Genomic DNA, 22,482 nt, shown 5'->3' with positions numbered 1-22,482 from the left:
TGAACTGGGCTGAGCTAGCCCAACGCGGCTGCCACTAGCCCAGGGGTTCAAACTGGTCCTGGGCAATTCCGCTCTTGTGTCCTAGCCCCTTGAGCGCGTGATTGCAGGCCCGCGCAGTGAGTGCGAGGATCGTCAAAGTGGGATTTTGCGTTCCCTGGGAGGGAAAGCACGATGCGTCGGTGACATACAGCCCCTGCGCGTCCCAGCACTGGTTGTTCGGGTCCAACACCGAATTCGCCGGGTCCCATCCCATACGCGCGGTCCCGCACTCATGGACCGCGCTACCGGGCGGACGGGGGCCCTTGTCAACCCTGGTCAGGGTGGCATCGACCAAACGCGCCAAGTCGTGCAACGCCTGCAGCTGGTCGGGGACAAGCGCCAATTCAGTCTCGCCCAAAGCGCAATCAATGCGCAGGATCGGGATACCCCACGCATCTCGCCGATCGGGATCCAGCGAAACGCGATTTTCCGGCCTCGGCAGCATCTCGCCGAACGAGATTGCCGAGAAATAGGAACGGCCGCCACCTAGCGCAAATTGATAGAGCTGGATGCCGTGCCCGCGTCCGGTCTGGATGCGATCGTGCGCGCGACTTTCAAAGTGCGGCAAATAAAGGCATCGCCCGTCATCCCATGGCGGTCCCGACGCCCGCGAAGGCGACGCGCCCTCCACCCCGACCATGACGTGATCCATCAGGAATCTTCCGAGCGCGTCAGAGTTGCCGCCCAATCCGGCAGGGCTCCGCTTTGAGCGCGACAGCATCAGCAGACGCGTGGATTCAAGCGCGGAGGCGGAAAGAAATACCAAAGGTGCAAACGATCGCTGCTCGGAGCGGGTCTCATGGTCAATCCAAGACACCCCGGAGACATTTCCAAATTCGTCGACCTCGATCTCCCGTACAACGGCTCCCTGCCTGCACTGAAGACGGCCAGTCCGTGCCGCTTCCTCCAGCCATTGCGGAGGAGCTGCGTAACGACTCATGATGGGGTACGCCCCAGGCCAACGATCCACAATCTGCTCACGGACGAGGGTCTCGGACGGAGCGAACTCCTCGACACTCGCGAGAATACTGTCTGGAACGCAAGACAGGCCATCCAGCATGCCCGACAGTCCGAGACATTGCTCGACCACCGCGTACCATTCGTCGAGTTCAGCGGGCTGCAGCGGCCAATGAGGGCTCAGCCCATCATCGGGCGCAAAGTCGGCTGGACCCAGCCGATAATATTGACGGCCATGCCCCGGCACGGCGACGCGGCCACCCAACATTCGCGACCGAATCCAGTTGAAGGGCCGCCCTGGCGGGGTGACATAGGGACACTCCACATCGTCAACAAAGGCCTCGGGCGCCCGCTCCCACGCGAAGCACTGTGACTGTATTGGCTGACGGAAGCGACCCAATGCACGAATGGCTTGCCTGCCGTATGGAATGATGGAGGCGGGTAGACGTCCAAGAACATCCGGCCTCAGCGCACGACGGACGATCTTGCCCGTGAGCCGGCGAAGCGTAGCGTTCCTCCAATCCGCCGGTGGACCAGCATCGAGGACCAGGACACGCGCTCCCGCCTGGGCAAGCAGCATCGCTGCGAGCCCTCCGGATGCACCTGCTCCGACGATGATGGCATCCGTGCCTTTGGATACACGTAGCGTGTCCAAAGTGGTTTCTTCCAGAACCGTAGCGAGGGCCGAAGTCGGCGCGGTTGCCATCCGAACTATTCTTTAAATCGATTGATCGTATGTGGAGCCACAGTGCGCAACGCACTCATCGGAACAACTTATCTGCCAATGTTCTTACTACAGGCTCCGCGAACTCATTACAATCCGGCTTTGGCAGCGGGCCGAATGTCAATTTTACCATTAACGTCAATCGCTTGCCGTTGCTGTTGCGGTGCAACGGAAGTTCGCTATGATGGACTGATAGACGCAAAATTACTGAAAAATCGAATTTGTTGGGCGCCGCCTCGCGAAGCAGAGAACGGCGCACGGAATGCGCAAGGGACAAGAAGACGTTGCGGCAATGAATTATTCACATTTGAATACCGCTCGTCGCGAAATCGGAGACGACACGCTGGTTCAATCGCCGCAGCTCCAACTCCCCGGTGTGAGTGTCGTCGTTACCTGCTTCAACTATGCTCGCTTCGTCGTCGATGCCCTGGATTCGGTACTCGCTCAGACATACAAGAACTTCGAATGCGTGATCGTTGACGACGCTTCGACGGATCAGTCTGCCGTTATCATCGAAGAATGGCTGAGGAGGCATAGCGACCCGCGTTTTCAATTCATTCGCAGTCCGGCCAATCGTGGACAAACTGCAAGCTTTTCCGTCGGTCTGGCCGCCGGCAAGGGGGAGTTCGTCGCTTTCCTGGATGCGGACGACTTCTGGTTTCCGACATTTCTGCAGCAGCACATCGAAGCGCACCTCAATCGAGATGGCTTTGTCTCCCTCTCCTGTTCCGACATGGTTCAAGTCGATGAGGAACGCAGGGTGATCGCCGGCACGATGGGCACGGCAGGCATTCTTGGGAGACCTCATCTCTTTGATGAGGCCCACATCCCGCGATGCGACGAGAACATGACAGGACTTCACCTGTCGGAAAATGCGAGCATCGAGCTGATCAATCCTAGCTTCCGCGAGATTCCATGGACGGCGACGTCCGGGATGATGTTCCGCCGATCCGCTTTGGATTTGCTTATGCCCGAAAGGCCCGACGAGCTGAGGATTTGCTCGGATTGGTACATATTCGTACTGTGCCATTATTTCACGGGTTCATTGCTCGTCGACTCGTCACTCGGCGCCTACCGGCGCCATCGCAAGAACAACTTTGCTGACAACCCCGTCTTAAGCTTCATGCCCTCGGCCGAATCGGCGATCGCCCGACACCGAAAGGTCGTGGTTCGGATGATGCTTGAGCATCTCGTCAACCAGCGGGACAAATTTGCGACCGTCTTTGCGGGTTCTGACGTGAACAGGCTCATTGGAATCCTCTATGCGGAAACACTGCGCGAAGGCTATTCCGCATCCGGCCTGCCCATAGCGCGCACAATTGGCTTGAGGACCGCCTTCAAGATCGCGATCAAGGCAAAGTCATCGTTCTTGCGCCGATTTCGGTTTTTTTGATTTCAAGAGGAGAGCGGATTGGAACGTATCGTCGTTACCGGAGGGGCTGGCTTCCTGGGCTCTCATCTCTGCGAGCGCTTGCTTGCGGACGGCCACGAGGTCATATGCGTCGACAATTTCTTCACCGGAAGAAAATCGAACATCGCGCACCTGCTCTCCAATCCGCGCTTTGAACTGCTGCGTCACGACGTGACAATGCCTCTCTATATCGAGGCCGATACGATCTACAATCTCGCCTGCCCGGCATCTCCAATTCACTACCAGTTCGATCCGGTCCAGACGACCAAGACAAGCGTACATGGCGCGATCAACATGCTCGGCCTCGCCAAGCGCATCAAGGCGAAAATCCTGCAAGCATCGACTTCGGAGGTCTACGGCGATCCCGAAGTTCATCCGCAGACCGAAGACTATTGGGGGCGGGTCAACCCTGTCGGGATACGTTCATGCTATGATGAGGGCAAGCGCTGCGCCGAGACCCTCTTCTTTGACTATTGGCGCCAATACCGGCTGCGCATCAAGGTGATCCGCATCTTCAATACCTACGGGGCGCGTATGCACCCGCAGGACGGCCGCGTGGTTTCCAATTTTATCGTGCAAGCGCTTCGTGGAGAGGATCTGACGATCTATGGCGACGGCACGCAGACGCGCAGCTTCTGCTACGTCGACGACCTTATCGAGGGCATGATCAGGGCGATGGGCACTCCGGACGAATTCACAGGTCCTGTGAATATCGGAAATCCCCGCGAATTCACGATGCTGGAGCTGGCAACGCTGGTTGTCAGGATGACCGGCTCAAAGAGCCAGCTGGTATTCAAACCGTTGCCCGGCGACGATCCACGCCAGCGGAAGCCGGACATTTCTCTCGCGAAGACGGCACTCGACTGGTCACCAACGATTGAACTCGAGCAGGGCCTTGAACGCACGATCAAGTACTTTCGCGACGTGGCGAAAGTTGCCTGAACCCATCGCCGATTCTCTTGACCGGACCTCGAAGCCAGCGGGATGACATGACCATTCGCTACGCGGTTCTGTTCAAGGTCCATTATTGGGACGACTTCGCAGCACGCAGACTCCAGCATCTGCTCCGCAAGGCCGCCGGCGGCGATGTATTTGTGTTCGTGGACGAGACGCACGGCCCGGTCCCGCAAATTCCTTACGATCGCGTCATTCGAGTGACCGAGCGCGACATGACAGTCCTAGACACCGTACTCTACCCGAAGGGCAAGGTATTTTGGTACAACGTAGACTACCCGCTCTATTACCTCTACCTTCGGGATAAATCGTACGACTACTACCTGATGAGCGAACACGACGCCGTCTTCAACATTGACGTCGACAAGTTCGTCGATATGGCCCATGCGACGAACGTAGACTATGTCGGGTTCCCCTTGACCAAGGACGCATGGCCTCTGTTGACCTGCGAAGGTGTGTATCCGGCGAACTTCAAGATCGAAAATTGGCTAAGCTGCATTTCCCTGCATTCCCGGCGATCTGTGGAATTTCTCCTGAAGCGCCGCCGGGAGCTTGGGCGGAGATATCATGCCAGCGAAATCAAAAACTGGCCGAACAACGAGGCTTTTCTTCCGACCGAAATGCAGAACAACGATTTCGTGGTGCGTACGCTGGGCGACTTCGGCAAGGTCGACCGCTACAGCTGGTGGCCCCCGACACACGAACGCGACCTTCCGCTGCACGAGGACCAAGCCTTCTTACATCCAGTCCTCGACGAACGAAGGTATGTCACCTCCTGCGTTCGCGAGTCGAACCTGATCAGCTACTTCTCGCCCGGCAGCGAACTGCGCAAGATGCTCCGTCGAGCGTCCTCGTCCGCGCTCCCGGCGGTCCTGGACGAACTCACGCGGCGCATCGTCAGACAAGTTACTCCTACTCCTCTCTTGCAGTCCGTGCGGCGATTCCGTGCCCGAAACGCCGGCGCTTTCCGAAGATTCTTACGACGAATGACAGCGGGCTGACGACCGAATCCCTCCGAGAGCTGAATGATCCGGCATCTCTCGAATCGTGCGCTTTTGAAGGATGAAGGACCTCGTCTGCTGCATGGCACACAGTTAACGGCCCGCCGGAAAGCGACCCGGCTGGACCGGGAAAAACATGCATTAGCCTAAGTATTCGGTCCGAAGAATTCCTTCGACTGACGGGAGTTTAATGGGTAAAATCTGCACAATTCATTTCTCCGCTCGCGCCGACGAACCTGGGATTCTTTTGGTCTAATTCATCCCGCCGTCAGTACCGATCAGAATTAGGTCGAAGAACGCATAATGACCCCCCGCTATGCTGTCCTATTAAAGGTCCATTACTGGAGCCCATTCGCGGAACGGAGGCTTCGGCATCTCCTCGACAGAACAAATTCAGGAGACGTCTATGTCTTCGTGGACGAGACAAATGGGCCAGTCGGCGAGATTCCATACGAACGCGTGATCCGCGCGACCGAGATCGACATGGCGGAACTCGACGTCCCGATCGAGCCCGCGGGCAACATCTTCTGGTACAACGTCGACTACCCGCTCTACTACTTCTTTCAGCGACATCCGTCCTACGACTATTATCTGATGTGCGAACACGACGCGGTTCTCAACGTCGACGTCGACGCCTTCGTGCGCGAAGCGCATGCCGATAGCGTCGACTACGTCGGACTTCCATGCAAAGAAATCGGGTGGCCGGTGCAAACGGGAGAAGGAGCATATCCGGATTCGTTCGTACTTCATCAATGGCTCAACTGCCTTTCGTTGCACTCGAACCGATCTGTCGCATTCCTCCTCGAACGGCGGCAGATACTTGCTCGGCGCTTCGCATCCCGCGAGATTCCGACATGGCCAAATAACGAGGTGTTTGTGCCGACCGAGATGTTCAACAACGGTTTCAACGTTCGGACATTGGCGGATTTCGGCGGGGTAGAGCAATATACTTGGTGGCCTCCAACGCTCGAAGATGATCTCGCAAAGCTGCGCCATCAAGCCTTCATCCATCCAGTTCTGGAGGAGCGGAAGTATATCGTCTCATGTCTGCGTTTTTCAGACCTATTGAATTATCGCAACTATGCTCGCGACGGACAACTTCGTCGACTGCTCGGCCGCTGGTCTATGCTCCATTTGATGCCCTTTTTCCTGAAGGAGTTCGCGCGCCAAACCTTGCGTCGGGTCGCCCCCACGTTCCTGCTCAAGACGCTGCCAGCAACTCGAAACGCTGGAAATTTCCGGCAACTTATTCTTCGGCTCCCCTCGGCGAGGTCGTAAACATGACCGCGTGTCGCCATGAAACCAAGCGCCGTCGCGCGTTGGCAAGCAAGTTCTACTGGAAAGCGCTCCTGCAACCGCGCGACATGAACAAATTTCGTAACAGTCTCTGTCCTTAGCGCACCACAGACTCTCCAATGGACAGATCAACCGCAATCATTGTCGCGACAAAGGGCAGACCGCAGGAGCTGCGTAATTTGCTCAATGCCCTGACCGAACAAACGGTGCGTCCGGATCTGATCGTCGTTTCCGCCTGCGACAAGACCGACATGATCCCAATGACGAGCGAGCCGAGTAACTTGAGGGTACTGTTCGGATCGCCAGGATCATCCGCCCAACGAAACCGCGCCTTGGCGGAGGTGCGCGGAAGATTCAAAATCATCGTCTTCTTCGATGATGACTTCGTTCCCTCCCGCTTCTGGATCGAACAAGCTCACGAGCTCTTCGCTGCACAACCCGACGTCGTCTGCGCTACGGGAGAAGTACTCGCCGATGGCGCCGTGAACGGCGGATTGGATTGGGCGGAAGGCAGATCGATCGTCGATAGGCTCGACGAATCCAGGAAAAGGGACATCATCAATTGCAAGATAAGTAACAACCAGCCACCCTACGGATGCAACATGGCCTTTCGTGCTACGAGCATCGAACACATCAACTTCGACGAGCGCCTGGTGCTCTATGGCTGGCTTGAAGATCGCGACTTCTCGGCGCGCGCTGGAGCGAGAATGGTTTGGACTGACGCCTTGTGGGGCGTACATCTGGGCACCATGCGAGCTCGGTCGTCCGGCCGCCAATTCGGCTATTCACAACTCGTGAACCCTTGGTATCTCGTCCACAAGGGAACTATGACGCTCAGGGAAGCAGTTCAAACCATGCTCTTTGCCGTCATGAAGAACGCAATCGAGAGTATACGCCCGACCTCAAAGATCGATCGGCGCGGGCGTCTCAAGGGCAATATCATTGCAATAAAGGATCTTGTTCTCGGCCGCTGGGCACCCGAGAACGCTTCGAACCTTTAAACACGCCTTGAGCGTACGGCCGTCCCAAATCGATGTTCGACCGCCAGCGACACCGGCCTCTGCACCACCTCTGTCAGGTCAACAACCGGTCAACCGCGTCCGCAAAGCAATCGACAGTGGCGGCACGTGACAGATGCTCGGGCGAAATCAAACGGCCAGGATCGCGGCAGATCTCCTCCATTGCCCGACTTATACCTTGCAGGTTATCGACCTCGACAACGAAGCCGTTTACAAAATTCCGGACGAGCGAATCCCGTGCTCCAACCGCATCGGAGACAATCACGGGAACACCGCAAGCGATTGCCTCGTTAATCACCAATCCCCACTGCTCGCTGCTGCTTACCAGCACCAATGCGAGCGCGTCTGCCAGTAGCGGCAATACTTGTTCATTGGGAATGGCTCCGCAGAATCGAACGCGATCGGCAACGCCCAATTGATCCGCCAGTCCGCGAAGGGCCGCTCCCTCGGGCCCCTCGCCTACGATCAACAAGTCGATCGGAGCAGGGTTTTCCTTACAGAATGCCGCAAACGCCGAGATGACGGATTCTGTGTTCTTCCTCTTCACCAAACGATTGACCACGATGAAGTAGCTCTTGGGCTTTACATTCTCGCGCGGAGAAACGTCTCTCTTCGTGATACGGTGACTATCGATGGTATCGTATCCGACCTCGATCCTGCCGCGAACTCCAAGAAATCGCAGATAGCTCGCACTCCGAGCTCCAGAGACCAGCGCACCGTTGTAAGGAAGATAGAAGATGGCCTTTGCGGCCTCTCGAAAGACTTGGCGTTGATAATCGTCGAACTTCGAATCTCCTATCACGAATACCTTCTTCATTCGGAGCCGCAGGATGATCGCCGTCAGGAAAACCTCGGGCCGCTCGTAGTGGCATAGAAAATAGGCGTCAGCACTGGCGAACCACACATGCCGAGCATAGGCTTGGAGTCTTTTCCGAAAGCCGAGTTCCTCGGCAATCACCGACCGATATGCCACTGTAACGTTCGGATCGGTATCGCCGCCCGTCTCGTAGAAGCTGTACACGCTCGACTTATCAGCCAGCGCAAATATAGTCGCCTGAATCCTGGGACATCGCTCCCCGCAACGGCGAACCCTCGCCAAATGATGAGGGCCTACGAACTCCCACGAAAACAGAGCTCGGACCGCTCCACTCATATCCCGCCCTCCAAATCTGGGAGACAACGCAATTGCCAGAATTGCAGCCAGGCAGATGTCAAAGCCATGCTGAATAGCGCTCCAGCGAAAATTTCATCCTTTATATCTCTCGAGGGCATCATGGAACTTCTCGAAATCCCGCCGCCGTTGCACTCGCAGATTCGATCGCAGTTCACCTGCCTCTTCAAGAGCCGCCGAGAAGACACTTGCGTCTCCCTCCCAGGCAAGTAGCTGATCCACGATCTTCGTCAAATCATTCGCATTCGAGTCAAGTAGAAGCTCGCGCGATAACATGTCGGCGATACAGCCGCGGTCCGACGCGGAGACAAGGGCACCAGCCGCCTGCGCCTCAAAGATAACCAGCGGCTGAGCTTCGTGTACATAGCGTGTCGGGAAGACCAGAACGTCGACAGATGAGAGGAAACGATCCTTGGCATCATCGAAGACAGGACCGACATAATCGATACCCCCGATTTCATCCATTCGTCGCTTCACATATGCCTCGATGTCGGCATCCCCAAATGGCCCTGCTATGCAGCCAGTGAGCGTCGAACCTCGCGACCGAAGCTCAGCCATCATATCCAGGAAGCGATCGATACCCTTCTCGCGAGAGATATTCGAGAGATAGCCAACTGTGCGCAGCTCACGTCCGACAAGAACCCGATCAGATTCTTCTAGATCAAAGAACGCAAGGTTCGAGACGACTACGATTCTCAGATTGGCGCCATACTGACGCGAAATGCTCGTCGCCATCTTCGAGCATAGCGCGATATGGAGCTGGTCAGCGCCTGCGATACCAGTGATCGCGCGCATGATCCGGCTTTGTCTCGCGAGATACGAAAAGCTGTGGTGATGAAGAACGACGTTATATCGCTTCAGCCGCGCCAGCGCCACGACGAGGAAGTCGTACAACAAGCCGAACCCGCCGGAGAGAGAAACGTACACCGCGTTCGACCGTCTTGAATCGAAGCGCGGCCCCAGGATGGTGCGCCAACAGCGCAGATATGCCGCAATCCTGCTGAGATGATAACGCCATCGAGCGGTCACCTTGCCGGGCGCGGTATTGCAGAGCTGTAGACGAAATCCCTCGGCGGCCAACCGATCTGTTACTCTTTGCGTGATGAGGGCCGCGCCATGCACCGGCGGCGGAAAAGGGCCCACAATGATAATCACTGGCGCGCCGGCCGATTGTCGGCCCCTTCGCGAACGAACAGCACGTCTGCCTGAAGCTGCTGCGTCTTCTGTCCGCTCGAAATGTTATAGACGCCAGCAATGTTGAAGCCGTGCCCGTGAAGAAAGGAAATCACCTGAGATGCGAGAGCCTGACCGTTGTAGAGCTCCACAAACGATAGCTCACAGTAGATCATGGAGAACCTACCGAGCAGGTTCTCAGCACCACGCAGGACGTGAAGCTCAAAACCTTGAGTGTCTATCTTTAGAAGGTTGCTGACACCAAGGTCGCGCTCCTGCAGATAATCGGACAGCGGGCCACATGGAACCTCGACGGTATCCACGATGCGTGTACCGAATGTCCGAGCCTGAAGTTCGCTCACACCGAGCGGGGAGGAGGAATCGTCTTTCGCCGCCACATTGATCGACAAGGTGCCGCGTTCTGTGCCTATCGCTGCACGAACGAGCCGGGTCTTGGGGTCGGATTCGAAGATCGATTGAAAGAGCCTTGCCGGATTCTCGAGAGGCTCAAAACTGATGATCTGCGCGGCCGGGAACGTATGCCGCGCAAATACGGCAAACTGCCCTTTGTTCGCTCCAACGTCGATGATCGAGTCGAAGCGGCACTGAGAAAGAGCCTCTTCGTGCTCTACCGACGGGGCAATCCCTTTCGACAAGGACTTTCGATAATCCGCGCCCTGCAATCCGGCTAACAACTTCCGTGCGCGCAGCGTCCAGAGTGACATAAGGCTACCAGGAAACATTCACCGCCAAAATCATGGGCTGCACGCACCGCCGAAGCTGCCCGCCGCCTTGGTTCGATTCGCGACGCCCCCAATGCTCACGAGGCGCCGCAACATGCATCTATACCAGTAAGTGAACCCCGATACGCGGCTATTGTCAGCAGATTCTTGGCCATATCGACTTATGGTATCTCTTCTGGGGCATCGATACATCCCAGATCTTAACCGTCGAAGCGGACCAACAGAATGAATTCCGGGACTAGCGCTTCCAGTTTTCGGCCCCGGACGCCTGCCACACATTGACGGACTTGACGGTCATCGGCTGGCCGGGACCGGTGCCCAGAATGAGAACGAGATGGTTGCGATCAAGGATGCTGAACATTCGGGGCGGCTTTGGCGGCGGCTCCTCGTCGACGTATTTCTTCCATGCAAGCCGGGCTCCGATCTTTCGATCGTCAAAGTAGAATTCAGCGTAACCATCACCTGTCGAGGTTGCGGGGACCCATAGAAAGCCGTAGCGATGATACTGGGTAAAGTCGGTGGCGGCGGGCACCTCCCGAATGAACAGCCTCGACCAGGCCGGCATTGGCTCCAGCTTGCCTTCAGGACCGAACCAGTCGCGCAACACTCCGCCGTAGTGGTTCGGGCGCCCGCTTTTGACGTAGTCCGAGAGATCGTATTCAAAGAAATCGACCTCGATAAAGCGCTCAAACCCCTTGGGCTGCCCCGGCCATTGCCGCGTATCCAATTTAGCCATGTGCTCGATCGCCATGGCCCACCATGCCGGCCAACCGCGAAATTCTGTTCTCACGACGTCGCGGGGATCGAAGCGGAAAGTCGCTTCGAAATAGCCGCCGCCGCCAAATACAGTGCCTCGGAATTTGTCGGGCCCGCTCACATCGACCGCCGAGGCAATCTCGCCGTTAGGACCGGTAACGTCACCCAGCAAGGTTATGCTGCCGTCCTGATTCAGCACCAGACTGTCAAGCTTCGGAACAGATCCAAAGAACCGGTAGGGATACCATTTGAAGCCCTGCCGCGCCGTGTTGGCGACGTCGACTTCCTGGGCCGTGAAAGCAGTCGCGAATGTACGAACCTTGTAGCCAACGGCGGCCGCCTGAGGCGGCACATTGAGCGACGTATCCTCAGCATAGACCAAGCCCGTAGATAGGATGAACAGCCCGAGAAACGCGGTCAAACCAACAAATGAGCAGCAGTCCCGACATCCGCTGGGATCATCGACGGACGAGACGGACACTACCCCTGTCTTGCCTGCGTCGCGCTTGCCGCCCTCAGGATCACACTCGGACGGATCTCGATACTCTTTCAGAGAGCGGACTCCCAGGGGCCCGCTCAAATCGCAATTCATCCAGCTACACCCGAAGGCCATGGCGGCCGAATCGAACGGCTGTACCGGGACGAACACGCCGCAGCGACGTGTCGATCGCACCGAGCAAAGCATCGCGGGGCAGAAACAAGACTACAAAGAAAAGAAAAGGATACGGATTCAAATTCAGAACTCGATCGTTGAAAAACGTCATTGGGAGCGCCGATAGCAGCATAAAAAAGGTCTTCGTGTTCGTTCGATAAATCCTGGATCCATTCTTGAAGATCGTCACGACGACAAACACGGACATGAACCCCATCATACCGAGCAAGCCTAACCACATACTATGCGGCGTTATGACCTCACGTCCGAAATAGTTGAAGCCCGCACCAAACACAGGAAACGAGACAAATGTCTGCCAAGCGGCCCGCCAGCGATCTTCGCGCCCGACAAAACCGCTGCCCGCACCTCGGTATTCGTCGTTCAGGAGGAAGATATCCGCGATGCGGTCATGCTTCAGAATGAAGAAGCCAAACAAGAGCAGCAAGACCGCTCCCACCATTGCGGCTTTCGTCCCCAAGGTAAAATCCTTGATCTTGTCGACATACATAGACATGGAAAATGCCAGCAGAAGGGAAAGAAGTGCGGCTCGGGATTCCATGTAATTCAGCGAGACGAAGTAAAGGACAAACAGTGCCACCAAAAGCATCGTGCTGGTCCGCGCGATACAAAACGCGACGAATCCCGAAAACAGGACTTCACCCCCTAAGTTCGGCTGGGTACCGAATATGAAGGTATAGCGACCACTGGCCTCCCAAACTCCAAGTGAGCTATTGAGCGGGACGAAGTTCAACTGAAACAAGAACGTCGCACAGGCCAGGAGGCACGAGACGCCAAAAGTCTTCATATAGGTCGTAACGTTCTCTCCGCTCAAGATCGCGACCGTCATCAGCAAACTGACAATCGCGCCGATCGGCTGAACTATCCCCTCCAGGGTGGAATTTCCCATGAGCAGGGAGACCAGAACCACGCTCACGACCGGAACGTAAAAGGGCCAGACGCGACGAAGGTTGCTGAGCCTTACTGTTCCGATGAAGACGAGCAGAACGGCCAACTTGCAGGGTACGGCTGCCGAATAATATAGCGGGAAGTAAGTCCCCCCTGTCTCGGCGAAATCACTGAACCGATAAGCGGCGATCCAGACCGAGCTGTCGAGAAGCGCGCAAAGGACGGCTACAATTCGCGCCTGGTTGGCGGCAAAGAGATATCTCGATCTCGCTTGTTTCATTGGCATTCTTAGGCATCTAGCCAAAACAAAGGCGTATCCGCACAGCTTTCGAAGCGGACAGTTCCAAGTGCATCATCTCGTCGATTCATCGTCCTGTGAGTCGGACACAGGCTGTTCAATCCGCGACAATGCAATGATCCCGATCGTCCGGACATCATTCCTTGACACCGAATTCCTTGACGCCCGGGATTGTAAGTCCCTGCACGTCGTTTGCTTCGAGCACTCTTGCGAATCTGTAACGGCTCACCTCGTCGACCCTTGCAAGCCCATCCAAGAGCCTTTGCCCGATTGGCAATCCAGGACCGGCCAGAATGCTGGCCGCATCCGAATACAGACCCGACCGGACAAGACCCGCAAACTCCTCGATCGATCTGCTGGCGAGATCATCCGGCATTTGCGCAAACAAGCTCAGTACAAGAGGATTTCGTCGCAGAGCGATCCAAACTTCGTTGGGGCCCATGAGATACGACGTCCGGAGGAGATTAAAATCAGCCGCAGCGTTGTCGGATTGTTGGATTGGAAGCCAGAATTTGGTCAACCAAAGGAATGCATTCGTTGGGCTATCAGAGAGCATAGCGTCGATTGAGTTCGCAAGCTCGCCGACTACTGCCGCATCAGGCTTGGAGCGGCCTGCAGCCATGTCCTCCTCCACGAGCCGCAAACGAATAACCGCAAGATTGCTCCGGACCGAAGGTCGCAGCTGCCGATCCCGACTCTCGCTCAGTCTATCGCGGAGCACGCTCAATTGCGCGGGGCTATACTGCTCACCGGTCAAGACCCGCTGGACGTCCGCCTCCAGGGCTCTCTCGCGGCTAAAAGTGGGGAACGTGAAGATCGACCAAGCAATTGCACCAGCTCCGCAAAGCATTGCGCACGCGCGGATCAATCCGTCACCTTGCCTGCCGATCGAGCTCATCCAGAATAGCCGTAATGGCCGTAATACTGTCCGCTATAGCGTCCGTAACCGTCTTCGTAGCGCCCCATGACGCGCACGTCGGCCTTGTTCAATACAACACCTAGCAGAAGATCGTAGACTTCCGGAGCGCTCGACAGCTGCCGCTCCACGAAGCCTTTTCGCGTTTTTCCCCATTCGATAACGTAGAGGTAGGAATCAAAGATTTTAGTGGTTGCACGCACATCGACCACCGGCGCAAGCGGCGGGAGATCTACAATGACGTAGTCATAGGTGGCACGAAGACCGTCGACGAGGACCTTGAACTCGTCCGACGCCAAAATCTCGTTTGTGTGGGCAAAACGCGGCTTCAGTCGCGTGGGCACGAAATCAAGCCCGGTTTGATCATCAGAACAGATCACGTCCTTCAAATCGACTTCGCCGTTGAGCACCTCAATGAGCCCGGATTTCACATTCGGCATCAACGAGCGCGACAGCGTTGGGTTTCTAAGGTCGCTATCGATCAACATCACTCGCCGACCCGAATGGGCGATCAGCTGAGCAAGATTGGAAGCGATAGTAGACTTGCCCTCGCCGGGTATGGTCGACGTGATTCCGATGACCCGATGAGTGCCGCCGGTTCCACCAATGTCCGCGGCGATCTTGATAGAGCGGAATCCTTCGGCAAAGCCCGACAGAGGGTCGTCCACGACCTGGCGCATGAACTCTCTGCCGCCATCCGAGAGCTTCTGCTTGTTGTCGAGCTTGCGCTCCGAGGAAGCTGCGCCGGCCTCGATCGACGAGCGCGGCACCAGCGAAACGATCTCCGCAGCCTGCAGATCATCGCTGGCACCATATGCTTTCTTCGGTGCGGGCGCGCCGGCCTTCTGTTTGGCGTCCAACATAACCCGCGGCGGGGTCACACCGGCCTGGCGTAGGCTTGGGAGCACTGCAAGACAATTGACGTGCAGAGAGCTTTCGACGTCTCGAGCCGTTCGAAAGACCTGGTCCACAGCTTCGCGCAGGACCGCGGCAGCGAAGCTCAGGGCAAGACCGATGAAAGACGCAATCCCCAGCACAGTGAATGTCAGAGGGCCGCTCTTGCCCTGGGGTGCAGCCGCAGCGCTGATGACACGCGCCTCGGTTATCGGGAACGATTGCTGCTGAATCGCTTCCATGTAGCGCTGGAGAAAATTGTCGTAGAGCGTGTGATAGACCTTTGCGGTGCTCTCAAGGTCTCGCAAACCCAGTCGATCGCGATTGGTAGTCTGCGAATTTGTGATGAGGTTCTTGAGGTTCTGCTCGAGACCGTCCACACGCGATTTGGCGATCTCATAGTCGCTTTTGTAGCCCTCTGCGATACGTCCCAGTTCGTCCACGATGGAACGCCGCAACTCGGCCATCTGCGTCCGCAGGTTTACTGCCGCCAAATGGTTGGGACCATACCGCGTGGACCAAATCGACTCCTTGGCGGCAAGATCCAGATAATTGCTCCTCAGACGATTGATGACGTCGCTCTTGAGCGAATCCGTGACCGTCGCGTCTACCGTAGCGTTAGCCGCGTCTTTCTTCAGGACCTGAGTAATCCGTTCAAGCCTGGCTTTTGCTTCTTCGGCGGAAGCTCGTGCTGTACTCAATTGGCTATTCAGCTCTTCGAGTTGCTGCTCACCAAGCAACCGCGTCCCGGAGTTGCCGCCCACCGAGACGATGTTATTCTTCTCTTTGTAGTCCTGCACGGCGCGATCAGCGTCGGAGGCCTGCTGGCGCAGCTCTTTGATGCGGTCCTGCAGCCAGCGGCTCGCGCGGCGAGTTGCTTGGTACTTGGATTCGAGTTGGTCGACGATGTAGGCGTCGGCCATCGCATTGGCGATGGTGGCAGCCCGATTTCCGTCCAGCGAGGTAAACCCGATATCGAGCACGTAGGTCCTGCCCACCCGGGTGACCGTCCGCCTCGCCAGGAAAGATCCGAGTGCCGCGCGCGTGAGCGCCGTATCCGACTGCACTCCGGGCGATTGAAACAATCCCCGGACTATCCCCATCACTCCCCCGCCGCCTCCCACAAACTCGGAGTCCTCGGTCAGCTTGAGTTCCTTGATGACCGACAGGCCAATGCCTTCGGATTTGAGAATCTCAACTTGAGTTTCAACTTGCCCCGCATCGATCGGAAGATCGCCCAGTGGAGCATCTTGCTGCAATATTCGCACCTTGCTGGAATCGATCAGCAACATGGCGTGAGAGGTAAATATCGGGGGCGTCGTAAAGAGATAGACCGCCCCCACGGCAAGTGCGCAAGCCAGAAAGAAGATGAATATGGGAAACTGTCGCCGGATGAAGCCGGTAAACTGCTCGACAAGTTCCGAAATCGTGACTGTTTCCTCAAGCCTATCCGGTTCGATCCGGGCACCGGATTGGCTGCCGAACTTCAAACGCGCATCCATACGAATGCCTTCATTATCGAAAAATGCCAAGCGGCAGGGGCTCGGGCAAATATGGCCAAGCTCAATTCGACCCTACGTAAGAGCGGGTTATCGTTACCTTGACGATCGCGTATCAGAATGGGCTAACCGGGGTAATCCCGCCAATGCCCGACCCCCGCGTCAAACTAAATCCATTTGAAGCAAACGTGCTGCCGTTGGGAGCGCTTCCGCCGTTCTGTCCGCCCGAGGGAGGACCAGACGCCGTCGGGCCACCGCCACCACCACCGCCGCCACCACCACCAGCAGCCGCTGTGCCAGTATCTCCCGCTGCTTCTGCATACGCTTTTTGCAGTTCAGGAAGTCCCGATGCAACTACGTCCTGCTGGATCTTGTTCGCCGAAGCCGGATCATTCGCCGAGGCGTAGGCCTTGGCTGCGGTTGCCAAGCCTTGTGCAATTGCCTTGCGTTGATCCTCATTGGCGTTGCGAGCAAGCGATATGATCGAAGCGACCGTATTCTTGTCCGCGCTGGCCAAATCGGCAATCTGACTGGTCAACGCAGGGCCGCCATCCGGAAACTGACCGAGCAACTGGCCGGGATTGGCCTGAAAGGCCGAAATCTGGGCCGGGGTCAAATTCGACGTCTGACCGCTCACTTGAGCGTTTGCCATCTGCACCGACAATGTAAGCGCCGCACCCACAAACAATTTCGCAGCAAGCCGCACCGTCATTCTAATTCTCCTAGCAATTTCGTCGGCAAGTATACCGAAAGCGCCGGCATTTAAGAAAAATCTAACTTCACTATAGCGGAGGTGGGATGAATACAAAAGTGGTATGTGCGCCACCCTGACTGCCCGCCAAAGTATTGATATGATTTATTTAATCTAAAAATCGCGGCCAGGCTGGGCGATTAGTTGGAATTAATACTAATAGACGACCGATTGCTTACCAATGTCCCGCGCTCGCCTTCGGCCATCCCGCCTGCGGCTGGTCGGCTGCGTTCCTCGCGGCGCAGTACCCCCTGCGAAAGGCCCAGGCCAATGAGAGCAAAAACGACTATTGAATAGCCCGCAAGCTGCAGAGGAAAGTCGATTGACGAATGCAAGAAGGCGATGAGTGAGACGCCGAATGCCGACAAAGGGACGACCATATGTCGGCGGCGGCCGCGCACGGCTACGGCCAAGACGACAAAGGTGACCGTCCACGCCAAGCCCGCAACGATCGTCAGCGGTATTCCCATCTCTGAAGCGAATTCGAGATGGGTATTATGCGCGACGTTCCACACACCCCACATCGAAATATCGTCGCTACGATAGGCTGGGAACACCTGGGCGAAAGTACCGAGCCCGGTCCCGAACCACGGATTGTCAGCGATGATTTTGAGTGTCGAACGGTAAACCGAGAGTCTCCCCTCATCGCTGAGCCCCTGCAGGTCGAGGCGGCGACCTATATTTCCACCCAGGACCTGCATCAGCACGAGCCCGCCCGCGACACATCCGATGAAGACGCCCACAATGCCGGGTCCACCCGGCAAATCTCGTCTGAAATAGGCCAAAAAGGCTACAATCAAGACTGCGAGTGAGATGAGCACCCCCCCACGCGAATTCGTCATGAACATCGCGGAGAGACAGACGAACATCATCGCGAAGCGAATGAGAACGTCCTTGCCTGCGTGCGCAAGAAGGTTGTGCGGCACTCTCTTCCACAAGACCTTGCCGCGCGGTAGGCGGGATCTCACTGCAGCCATCAGCAGGACGAGCCACACCACCGAGCACGAGCCAAAATAGGCTGCCGCGGTATTCCGGTTGATAAATGTGGAGGTCAGACTGCCGATATAAGCGGTCTTGTCGCGCCACAAGATGTGCAAGGGATCAAGCAGTAGCCCGAAGATTCCAGACAAGGCATAACCCGCCCCTGCCCAGGCCATGACCTTGACCCCGCGCCGCGCGCGGTCCGAATCTGATCCGACGATCAACCCAAGCGCGAGCGCCAGGAAATTGGCCAAAGGCAGCCCCAGCGCAAAGAACGGCTCCCCCCTGACGACGGACACCGATGGCGCAAGGGGCTTGCCCAGCGCTTCCGAAGCCTTATCCCAGATGGGGTTGAAAGGCGCTATCCAGGGCCGATCTGAAAGCTGCTCGTGCAGGACGAACGAGAAGCAGAGAACCACAAAGAAAAGTCCTGCCAGGAGGAGCAGATGATTTTTCCGCAGGCGTTTGACCGGCGCACAGATCAGCCCGACGCCCAATATGGCGCACCACGCTGCGATCGTGGTCGCGTCTCTTGAACCGAACAGCAGCGGGGGTGCAGCCAGCGCCAAATAGACAATCCCGGCAGAAATCTTGCCGAGAATATCGCGTCTCCTAGGTGCTCGACCGGATCCGGTGAGTTGCGATGGGGCCAACTTGCTGACGTCTCGAATTTGAAACTGCAGTCAGGTAGCGCGACGGCTCGTGACCCGAAACAGACTACGAAAATGGCTTTCTCGCTGTCCGCCCAGCAGCCTCACTTAGACTCATGAATCCAGCCACTCATCGAGCAGCGCGCCAAAGACAGCTCCGACCTGTGTTTCCGGCACTACTGGAAGGTGGCAGTACCGGCGCGGATCGTATTGTACACCGCGTATCCATTGTTCGTCAGGATCAAGCCGTTGTTGACCGTGTTCATGATCGAGTCGATGGACGCCGTGAACTTGGTGACATCGACCGATTCGGCATTCGCAACGAAGACAACATCCTGGTTCCGCATCTGAACATTGGTCGCGAGGAAGTACCCTCCTGGAGCGCGGAAACTGGTGCTGAAGATGACGGGGATCAGCTCGCCGCGGAACTTGCTGACGTCGACGCCCAGTTGCTCCGCCAATTCACGCGGTTCAAGCCGATAGAGGAAGACCGAGCCAGGATCCGCCTGATTGTCGACCAGACCGCCCGCCTTGCCGACCGCCTCGGCCAGATTGATGCGCCAAGCGTCGAAATTGAATTCCCCCTGCGTACCGGTTGCACCGAAAGCCAGGAACTTCTGTTGCTCTCGGTAGACGTAAATTCGGTCGCCCGGCTGCACATAGATGTTGTTCGAGGCCTCATAGACTAAATTGGCGAATGGCACAGTCGCGCGCTTGTTGCCACGTTGCAGCATCACCCAGGTCTCGAAGCCCTGGCCCTTGATACCGCCGGCGCGCGTGATGGCATCCGTGACGCGATCCTGCGCGCCATAGGCGGCCGCGGGGAAGCGATTTGGCGTATTGACCTCGCCGAACACGGAAATCAGCGACGTCCGCTGCTGTGACAGCGACACCACGACCTGCGGTTCGATCGCGCGGTTTTTGATGCGGTTGACGATGTCTTGCTGGATTTCGCCGTTGTACCGGCCTGCAGCCCTCACAAGGCCCGCATAAGGGACGCTGATGTTGCCATCGTTATCGACCGTCTGGTCGGGAATCGTGACAAAGTTACCTGGACGAACGCCAGCTTCAGTCGGGATAAACAGGCCGCCTGCGGCTGCTTCGAAGATCGTGACGCTGACCACGTCGCCGACGCCGAACTTGATCTTGGCCGGTGGCACGTATTTGTCAGGGAACACGCCGGAGAGCCCCCTCGGCTCAAAGCGCGCCAAGGCCGAAACAGTCTCCGGGGTCAGCTTGACCACTGCGTACGGCAGCTTCGAAGAGGTATCAGGTGCCGTCGCATCCGCATTCATTCGGACCTGATGAGCGTACGGTCCAGACGACGGAACCCAGGAGCAGCCGCCGAGTGCAATAGCCAATACAGGAAAAGCAATATGGGCAAATTTCAAAAAAGACATAGAGCTAGCCCCATCCATTCAGCGAATGGTTATGGCAACGTATGCTTTCGAACAAGCGATGTCGGCGCGCCTCTCGTCCAATCGGCGGATGGTGCGCCAATTATGCAACAAAACCGGACCCGACACTTCAGTCAAGCTGAAAATGCCTTATATTTCCTGTAGTTACAGATTTCTGTCAGGATTTATGCCCCTTTTTTCGGTTTTGCGGGGGGTGGGGAACTTGATGCCCCGGATTCAGACGCTTCTGATTGCGATGGTTTTGGCAGCCGGAACGGAGGCGGCTGTCGCTCGGGACGACTCAACGCCGACCTTCGAGCACTGTCGGCTCATCGCTGAAAATCAGGCCCGTCTGAATTGCCTAAAAAGTCTTCTCGTACCCGCGCCGTCAGAGACCGCGCCGTCGGGGAGCGGTGGCCCCGAGAGCCCTTGGCCATTGATCAGGACGCCCCGGCCGGGGGGAGGACCTGAGGCCATTGCGATCATGCGCACGCCGGACATTTTCCGCTCCGACCCGGATTTGGCAGGACTGATGATCCGCTGCCGCGAACAGACCGGACTCGAGGTGCTTCTGGCGCTGGTCCGGCCCTTCCCACCCCGCAGCAAGAAAGACGTGATCGTGATCTCGGGCACCGCCGAATCGACCCTCAAGGCCGAGACGTCGGATGCGGGAACGGCGCTGGTGCTCCCTGTCGATGCAACGATGTTCTCGACCGGGCCCTGGCGGCAGTGGAAGGAGCTTGCAATCAGAATTCGAGACCCCGGCGGTGACATCCGTGGGGTGATTCCCCTTGACGGGGCCGCACAAGCGATCGCCGTGCTTTCGGCAAGTTGTCCAAGCGGGTAAGCGCGAGCGCCCGCTTGGCAATTTCGCACCCGGGGCAGAACTGATCGGCTCTCCTGGCCAGGGGCGTCGCGCGGCAAGCGGTCGCCAAGCCAATTCCGGACGCGATCTCGTTGCAGAGCGCGCTTCGTGCTATAGCGCGCATCATGGTTCGTGAAATTTTTGGGTCCCTGCTTGTCGATCGCCTTTAGTTTACTGCTCATATGCATAGTTTTTGCGTCTGGGGCGACCATCCATGATGGATTTGCGGTACGGTCGCTTCTCTCCCTTCTCGCGGCCATCGCACTTGTTTTCGTTGGCGCATCCGCGCGAGCTGTGGACATCAAGTTTGCCAGTCAGGCCACGGCTCGCCTGAAAGTCGTAGTCGCCCTGCCCGCTCTCTGGATGCTCGTCCAGATGTTGCCGCTTCCCTTCGGCGCGCACTCGCTATGGGTCTACGCAAACCAGGCGCTGGATCAGCAGGCCTTTGGCCACATCAGCATCGACCTCGGTGCGACAATGCTGTCGCTCGCCTTCTACTTAACCAACATCTCGCTGATCGTGGTCGCCCTGTTCGCAGCCAGGGACCGCAAGAAGGCGGAATTGATCCTGCTTGTCCTGGCGGGGGTTTCCGTAGCGACCACGATCGCGCTCCTCTTTGGGAAAGCTGGCCTTGTTACCTGGATGGACGCCAGCGACGATGTTCGCAGCGCGATCAGTGCTCTTGGCGTTTTGCTGTGGCTCGCGCATGCAGTGGGCACCATCGAACGACACCGAGGGCGCAACGTCGAGGACGGGAGTTCCCTCAAACTCATGCTGTCGGCAAGCGGCATCGCGCTCGTGTGCTGTATCGGCGGCTTGGCAGCCAGCGCAACTCTGAACGTCGGATTGATTGCTGCGCTGGGGGTTCTTGTTTTCGGCTCGATTCAGCTCGTGCGCCGGGCCGACCTGGCAAATTGGACGACGGCCGTGCTCATCGTCACCCTATGCATCGCGGCGGCGATGATTGCCACCTGGCGCTACGATCCAACTCGCATGGTCTCACCGTTGCTGCAATTTGCCACCGCCGTGTCCGCAGAGGCAGCCTCGGTAACAACGCGGCTGCTGTCCGACGCTGGCTTGCCTGGAACCGGTGCCGGGACGTTCGCAGCACTCCTGCCTCTCTATCAGGGTTTGGGCGGTTCGATCACAAACCCACCTTCAACGGTCACGGCCTTCGCGATCGAACTTGGCTGGCCGATGACGCTGGTCCTGATAGCCATCGCCCTATGGACGATGCTCGTTCTGTTTCAGGGGGCACTGAACCGAGGCCGTGACTCCTACTACTCCGCCTTGGCCGCAGCGTGCGTCGTCGTCCTGCTTGGTCAGGCGTTCTGCGACGCAAGCCTGTTGAACACCACCATTGCGACCATCGCAGATGCCGTCATCGGACTGGGCCTGGCGCAACGCATCAGCGCCAAAGCCGGTTGAA

18 protein-coding genes are annotated in these 22,482 nt (G+C 57.3%); 7 read left to right on the top strand and 11 right to left on the bottom strand.

Translation table 11 applies throughout. The annotated features are described in order from the left end of the window. Positions 1–34: 34 nt before the first annotated feature. Complete coding sequence (locus tag ACSHT2_RS27195; RefSeq protein WP_440637740.1) at positions 35–1,702, bottom strand: GMC oxidoreductase; 1,668 nt, start codon at positions 1,700–1,702, stop codon at positions 35–37. Between the two features lie 280 nt (positions 1,703–1,982). Between ACSHT2_RS27195 and ACSHT2_RS27190 the strand changes: the two genes are divergently transcribed. The 5 genes from ACSHT2_RS27190 (at position 1,983) to ACSHT2_RS27170 (ending at position 7,383) form a co-directional block, all read left to right on the top strand. Next, positions 1,983–3,113: a glycosyltransferase gene (locus tag ACSHT2_RS27190; RefSeq protein ID WP_440637738.1), complete on the top strand. Its 1,131-nt coding sequence runs from the start codon at positions 1,983–1,985 to the stop codon at positions 3,111–3,113. Positions 3,114–3,131: 18 nt separating this feature from the next. Beyond that, positions 3,132–4,073, top strand: coding sequence for a UDP-glucuronic acid decarboxylase family protein (locus tag ACSHT2_RS27185; RefSeq protein ID WP_440637737.1), 942 nt, complete (start codon positions 3,132–3,134; stop codon positions 4,071–4,073). 47 nt (positions 4,074–4,120) lie between these two features. Further along, a complete protein-coding gene (locus ACSHT2_RS27180) occupies positions 4,121–5,086 on the top strand; it encodes a hypothetical protein (protein WP_440637735.1) in 966 nt (321 codons plus the stop codon). Between the two features lie 414 nt (positions 5,087–5,500). After that, positions 5,501–6,364, top strand: coding sequence for a hypothetical protein (locus tag ACSHT2_RS27175; protein ID WP_440637733.1), 864 nt, complete (start codon positions 5,501–5,503; stop codon positions 6,362–6,364). Positions 6,365–6,501: 137 nt separating this feature from the next. Next, positions 6,502–7,383 (top strand): glycosyltransferase family 2 protein, encoded by an 882-nt coding sequence (locus ACSHT2_RS27170; protein WP_440637731.1) that lies wholly within the window; start codon positions 6,502–6,504, stop codon positions 7,381–7,383. A gap of 73 nt (positions 7,384–7,456) precedes the next feature. On the opposite strand, the gene ACSHT2_RS27165 is transcribed toward ACSHT2_RS27170, so the two are convergent. The 10 genes from ACSHT2_RS27165 to ACSHT2_RS27120 form a co-directional block, all read right to left on the bottom strand. Then, positions 7,457–8,422, bottom strand: a complete 966-nt coding sequence (locus ACSHT2_RS27165; RefSeq protein WP_440637729.1) for a glycosyltransferase — start codon at positions 8,420–8,422, stop codon at positions 7,457–7,459. A gap of 225 nt (positions 8,423–8,647) precedes the next feature. Further along, a complete protein-coding gene (locus tag ACSHT2_RS27160; protein WP_440637727.1) occupies positions 8,648–9,727 on the bottom strand; it encodes a glycosyltransferase family 4 protein in 1,080 nt (359 codons plus the stop codon). After that, on the bottom strand, positions 9,724–10,470 hold the full coding sequence (locus ACSHT2_RS27155) for an FkbM family methyltransferase (protein WP_440637726.1): 747 nt from the start codon (positions 10,468–10,470) through the stop codon (positions 9,724–9,726). The genes ACSHT2_RS27160 and ACSHT2_RS27155 overlap by 4 nt, the downstream gene beginning before the upstream one ends. Positions 10,471–10,726: 256 nt before the next feature. After that, a complete protein-coding gene (locus tag ACSHT2_RS27150; protein ID WP_440637724.1) occupies positions 10,727–11,824 on the bottom strand; it encodes a hypothetical protein in 1,098 nt (365 codons plus the stop codon). A 16-nt stretch (positions 11,825–11,840) separates the two neighbouring features. Continuing rightward, positions 11,841–13,082 carry an O-antigen ligase family protein gene (locus ACSHT2_RS27145; protein ID WP_440637722.1) on the bottom strand — a complete coding sequence of 414 codons (1,242 nt, stop codon included), beginning with the start codon at positions 13,080–13,082 and terminating at the stop codon, positions 11,841–11,843. A gap of 154 nt (positions 13,083–13,236) precedes the next feature. After that, positions 13,237–13,722: a hypothetical protein gene (locus tag ACSHT2_RS27140; protein ID WP_440637720.1), complete on the bottom strand. Its 486-nt coding sequence runs from the start codon at positions 13,720–13,722 to the stop codon at positions 13,237–13,239. A gap of 272 nt (positions 13,723–13,994) precedes the next feature. Further along, on the bottom strand, positions 13,995–16,442 hold the full coding sequence (locus ACSHT2_RS27135) for a polysaccharide biosynthesis tyrosine autokinase (RefSeq protein WP_440637718.1): 2,448 nt from the start codon (positions 16,440–16,442) through the stop codon (positions 13,995–13,997). An 82-nt stretch (positions 16,443–16,524) separates the two neighbouring features. Next, the gene (locus ACSHT2_RS27130; protein WP_440637716.1) at positions 16,525–17,121 is read right to left on the bottom strand and encodes a hypothetical protein; all 597 of its coding nucleotides are present in this window, start codon (positions 17,119–17,121) and stop codon (positions 16,525–16,527) included. A 179-nt stretch (positions 17,122–17,300) separates the two neighbouring features. Next, positions 17,301–18,710 carry an O-antigen ligase family protein gene (locus ACSHT2_RS27125; protein WP_440637714.1) on the bottom strand — a complete coding sequence of 470 codons (1,410 nt, stop codon included), beginning with the start codon at positions 18,708–18,710 and terminating at the stop codon, positions 17,301–17,303. Positions 18,711–18,967: 257 nt separating this feature from the next. Continuing rightward, positions 18,968–20,191 (bottom strand): polysaccharide biosynthesis/export family protein, encoded by a 1,224-nt coding sequence (locus ACSHT2_RS27120; protein WP_440637712.1) that lies wholly within the window; start codon positions 20,189–20,191, stop codon positions 18,968–18,970. A 481-nt stretch (positions 20,192–20,672) separates the two neighbouring features. Here ACSHT2_RS27120 and ACSHT2_RS27115 point away from each other — a divergent pair, with 481 nt between their 5' ends. Both ACSHT2_RS27115 and ACSHT2_RS27110 read left to right on the top strand, forming a co-directional pair. Then, positions 20,673–21,035, top strand: coding sequence for a hypothetical protein (locus ACSHT2_RS27115; protein WP_440637710.1), 363 nt, complete (start codon positions 20,673–20,675; stop codon positions 21,033–21,035). A gap of 312 nt (positions 21,036–21,347) precedes the next feature. Continuing rightward, positions 21,348–22,481, top strand: a complete 1,134-nt coding sequence (locus ACSHT2_RS27110; protein WP_440637709.1) for a hypothetical protein — start codon at positions 21,348–21,350, stop codon at positions 22,479–22,481. The last annotated feature ends 1 nt before the right edge of the window (position 22,482 follow it).

The sequence above is a fragment of the Bradyrhizobium sp. PUT101 genome (genome assembly GCF_052043945.1).
Lineage (GTDB): Bacteria > Pseudomonadota > Alphaproteobacteria > Rhizobiales > Xanthobacteraceae > Bradyrhizobium.
Note: the sequence above shows the minus strand (reverse complement) of the source record. Positions and strands in the feature narration are given on the sequence as shown.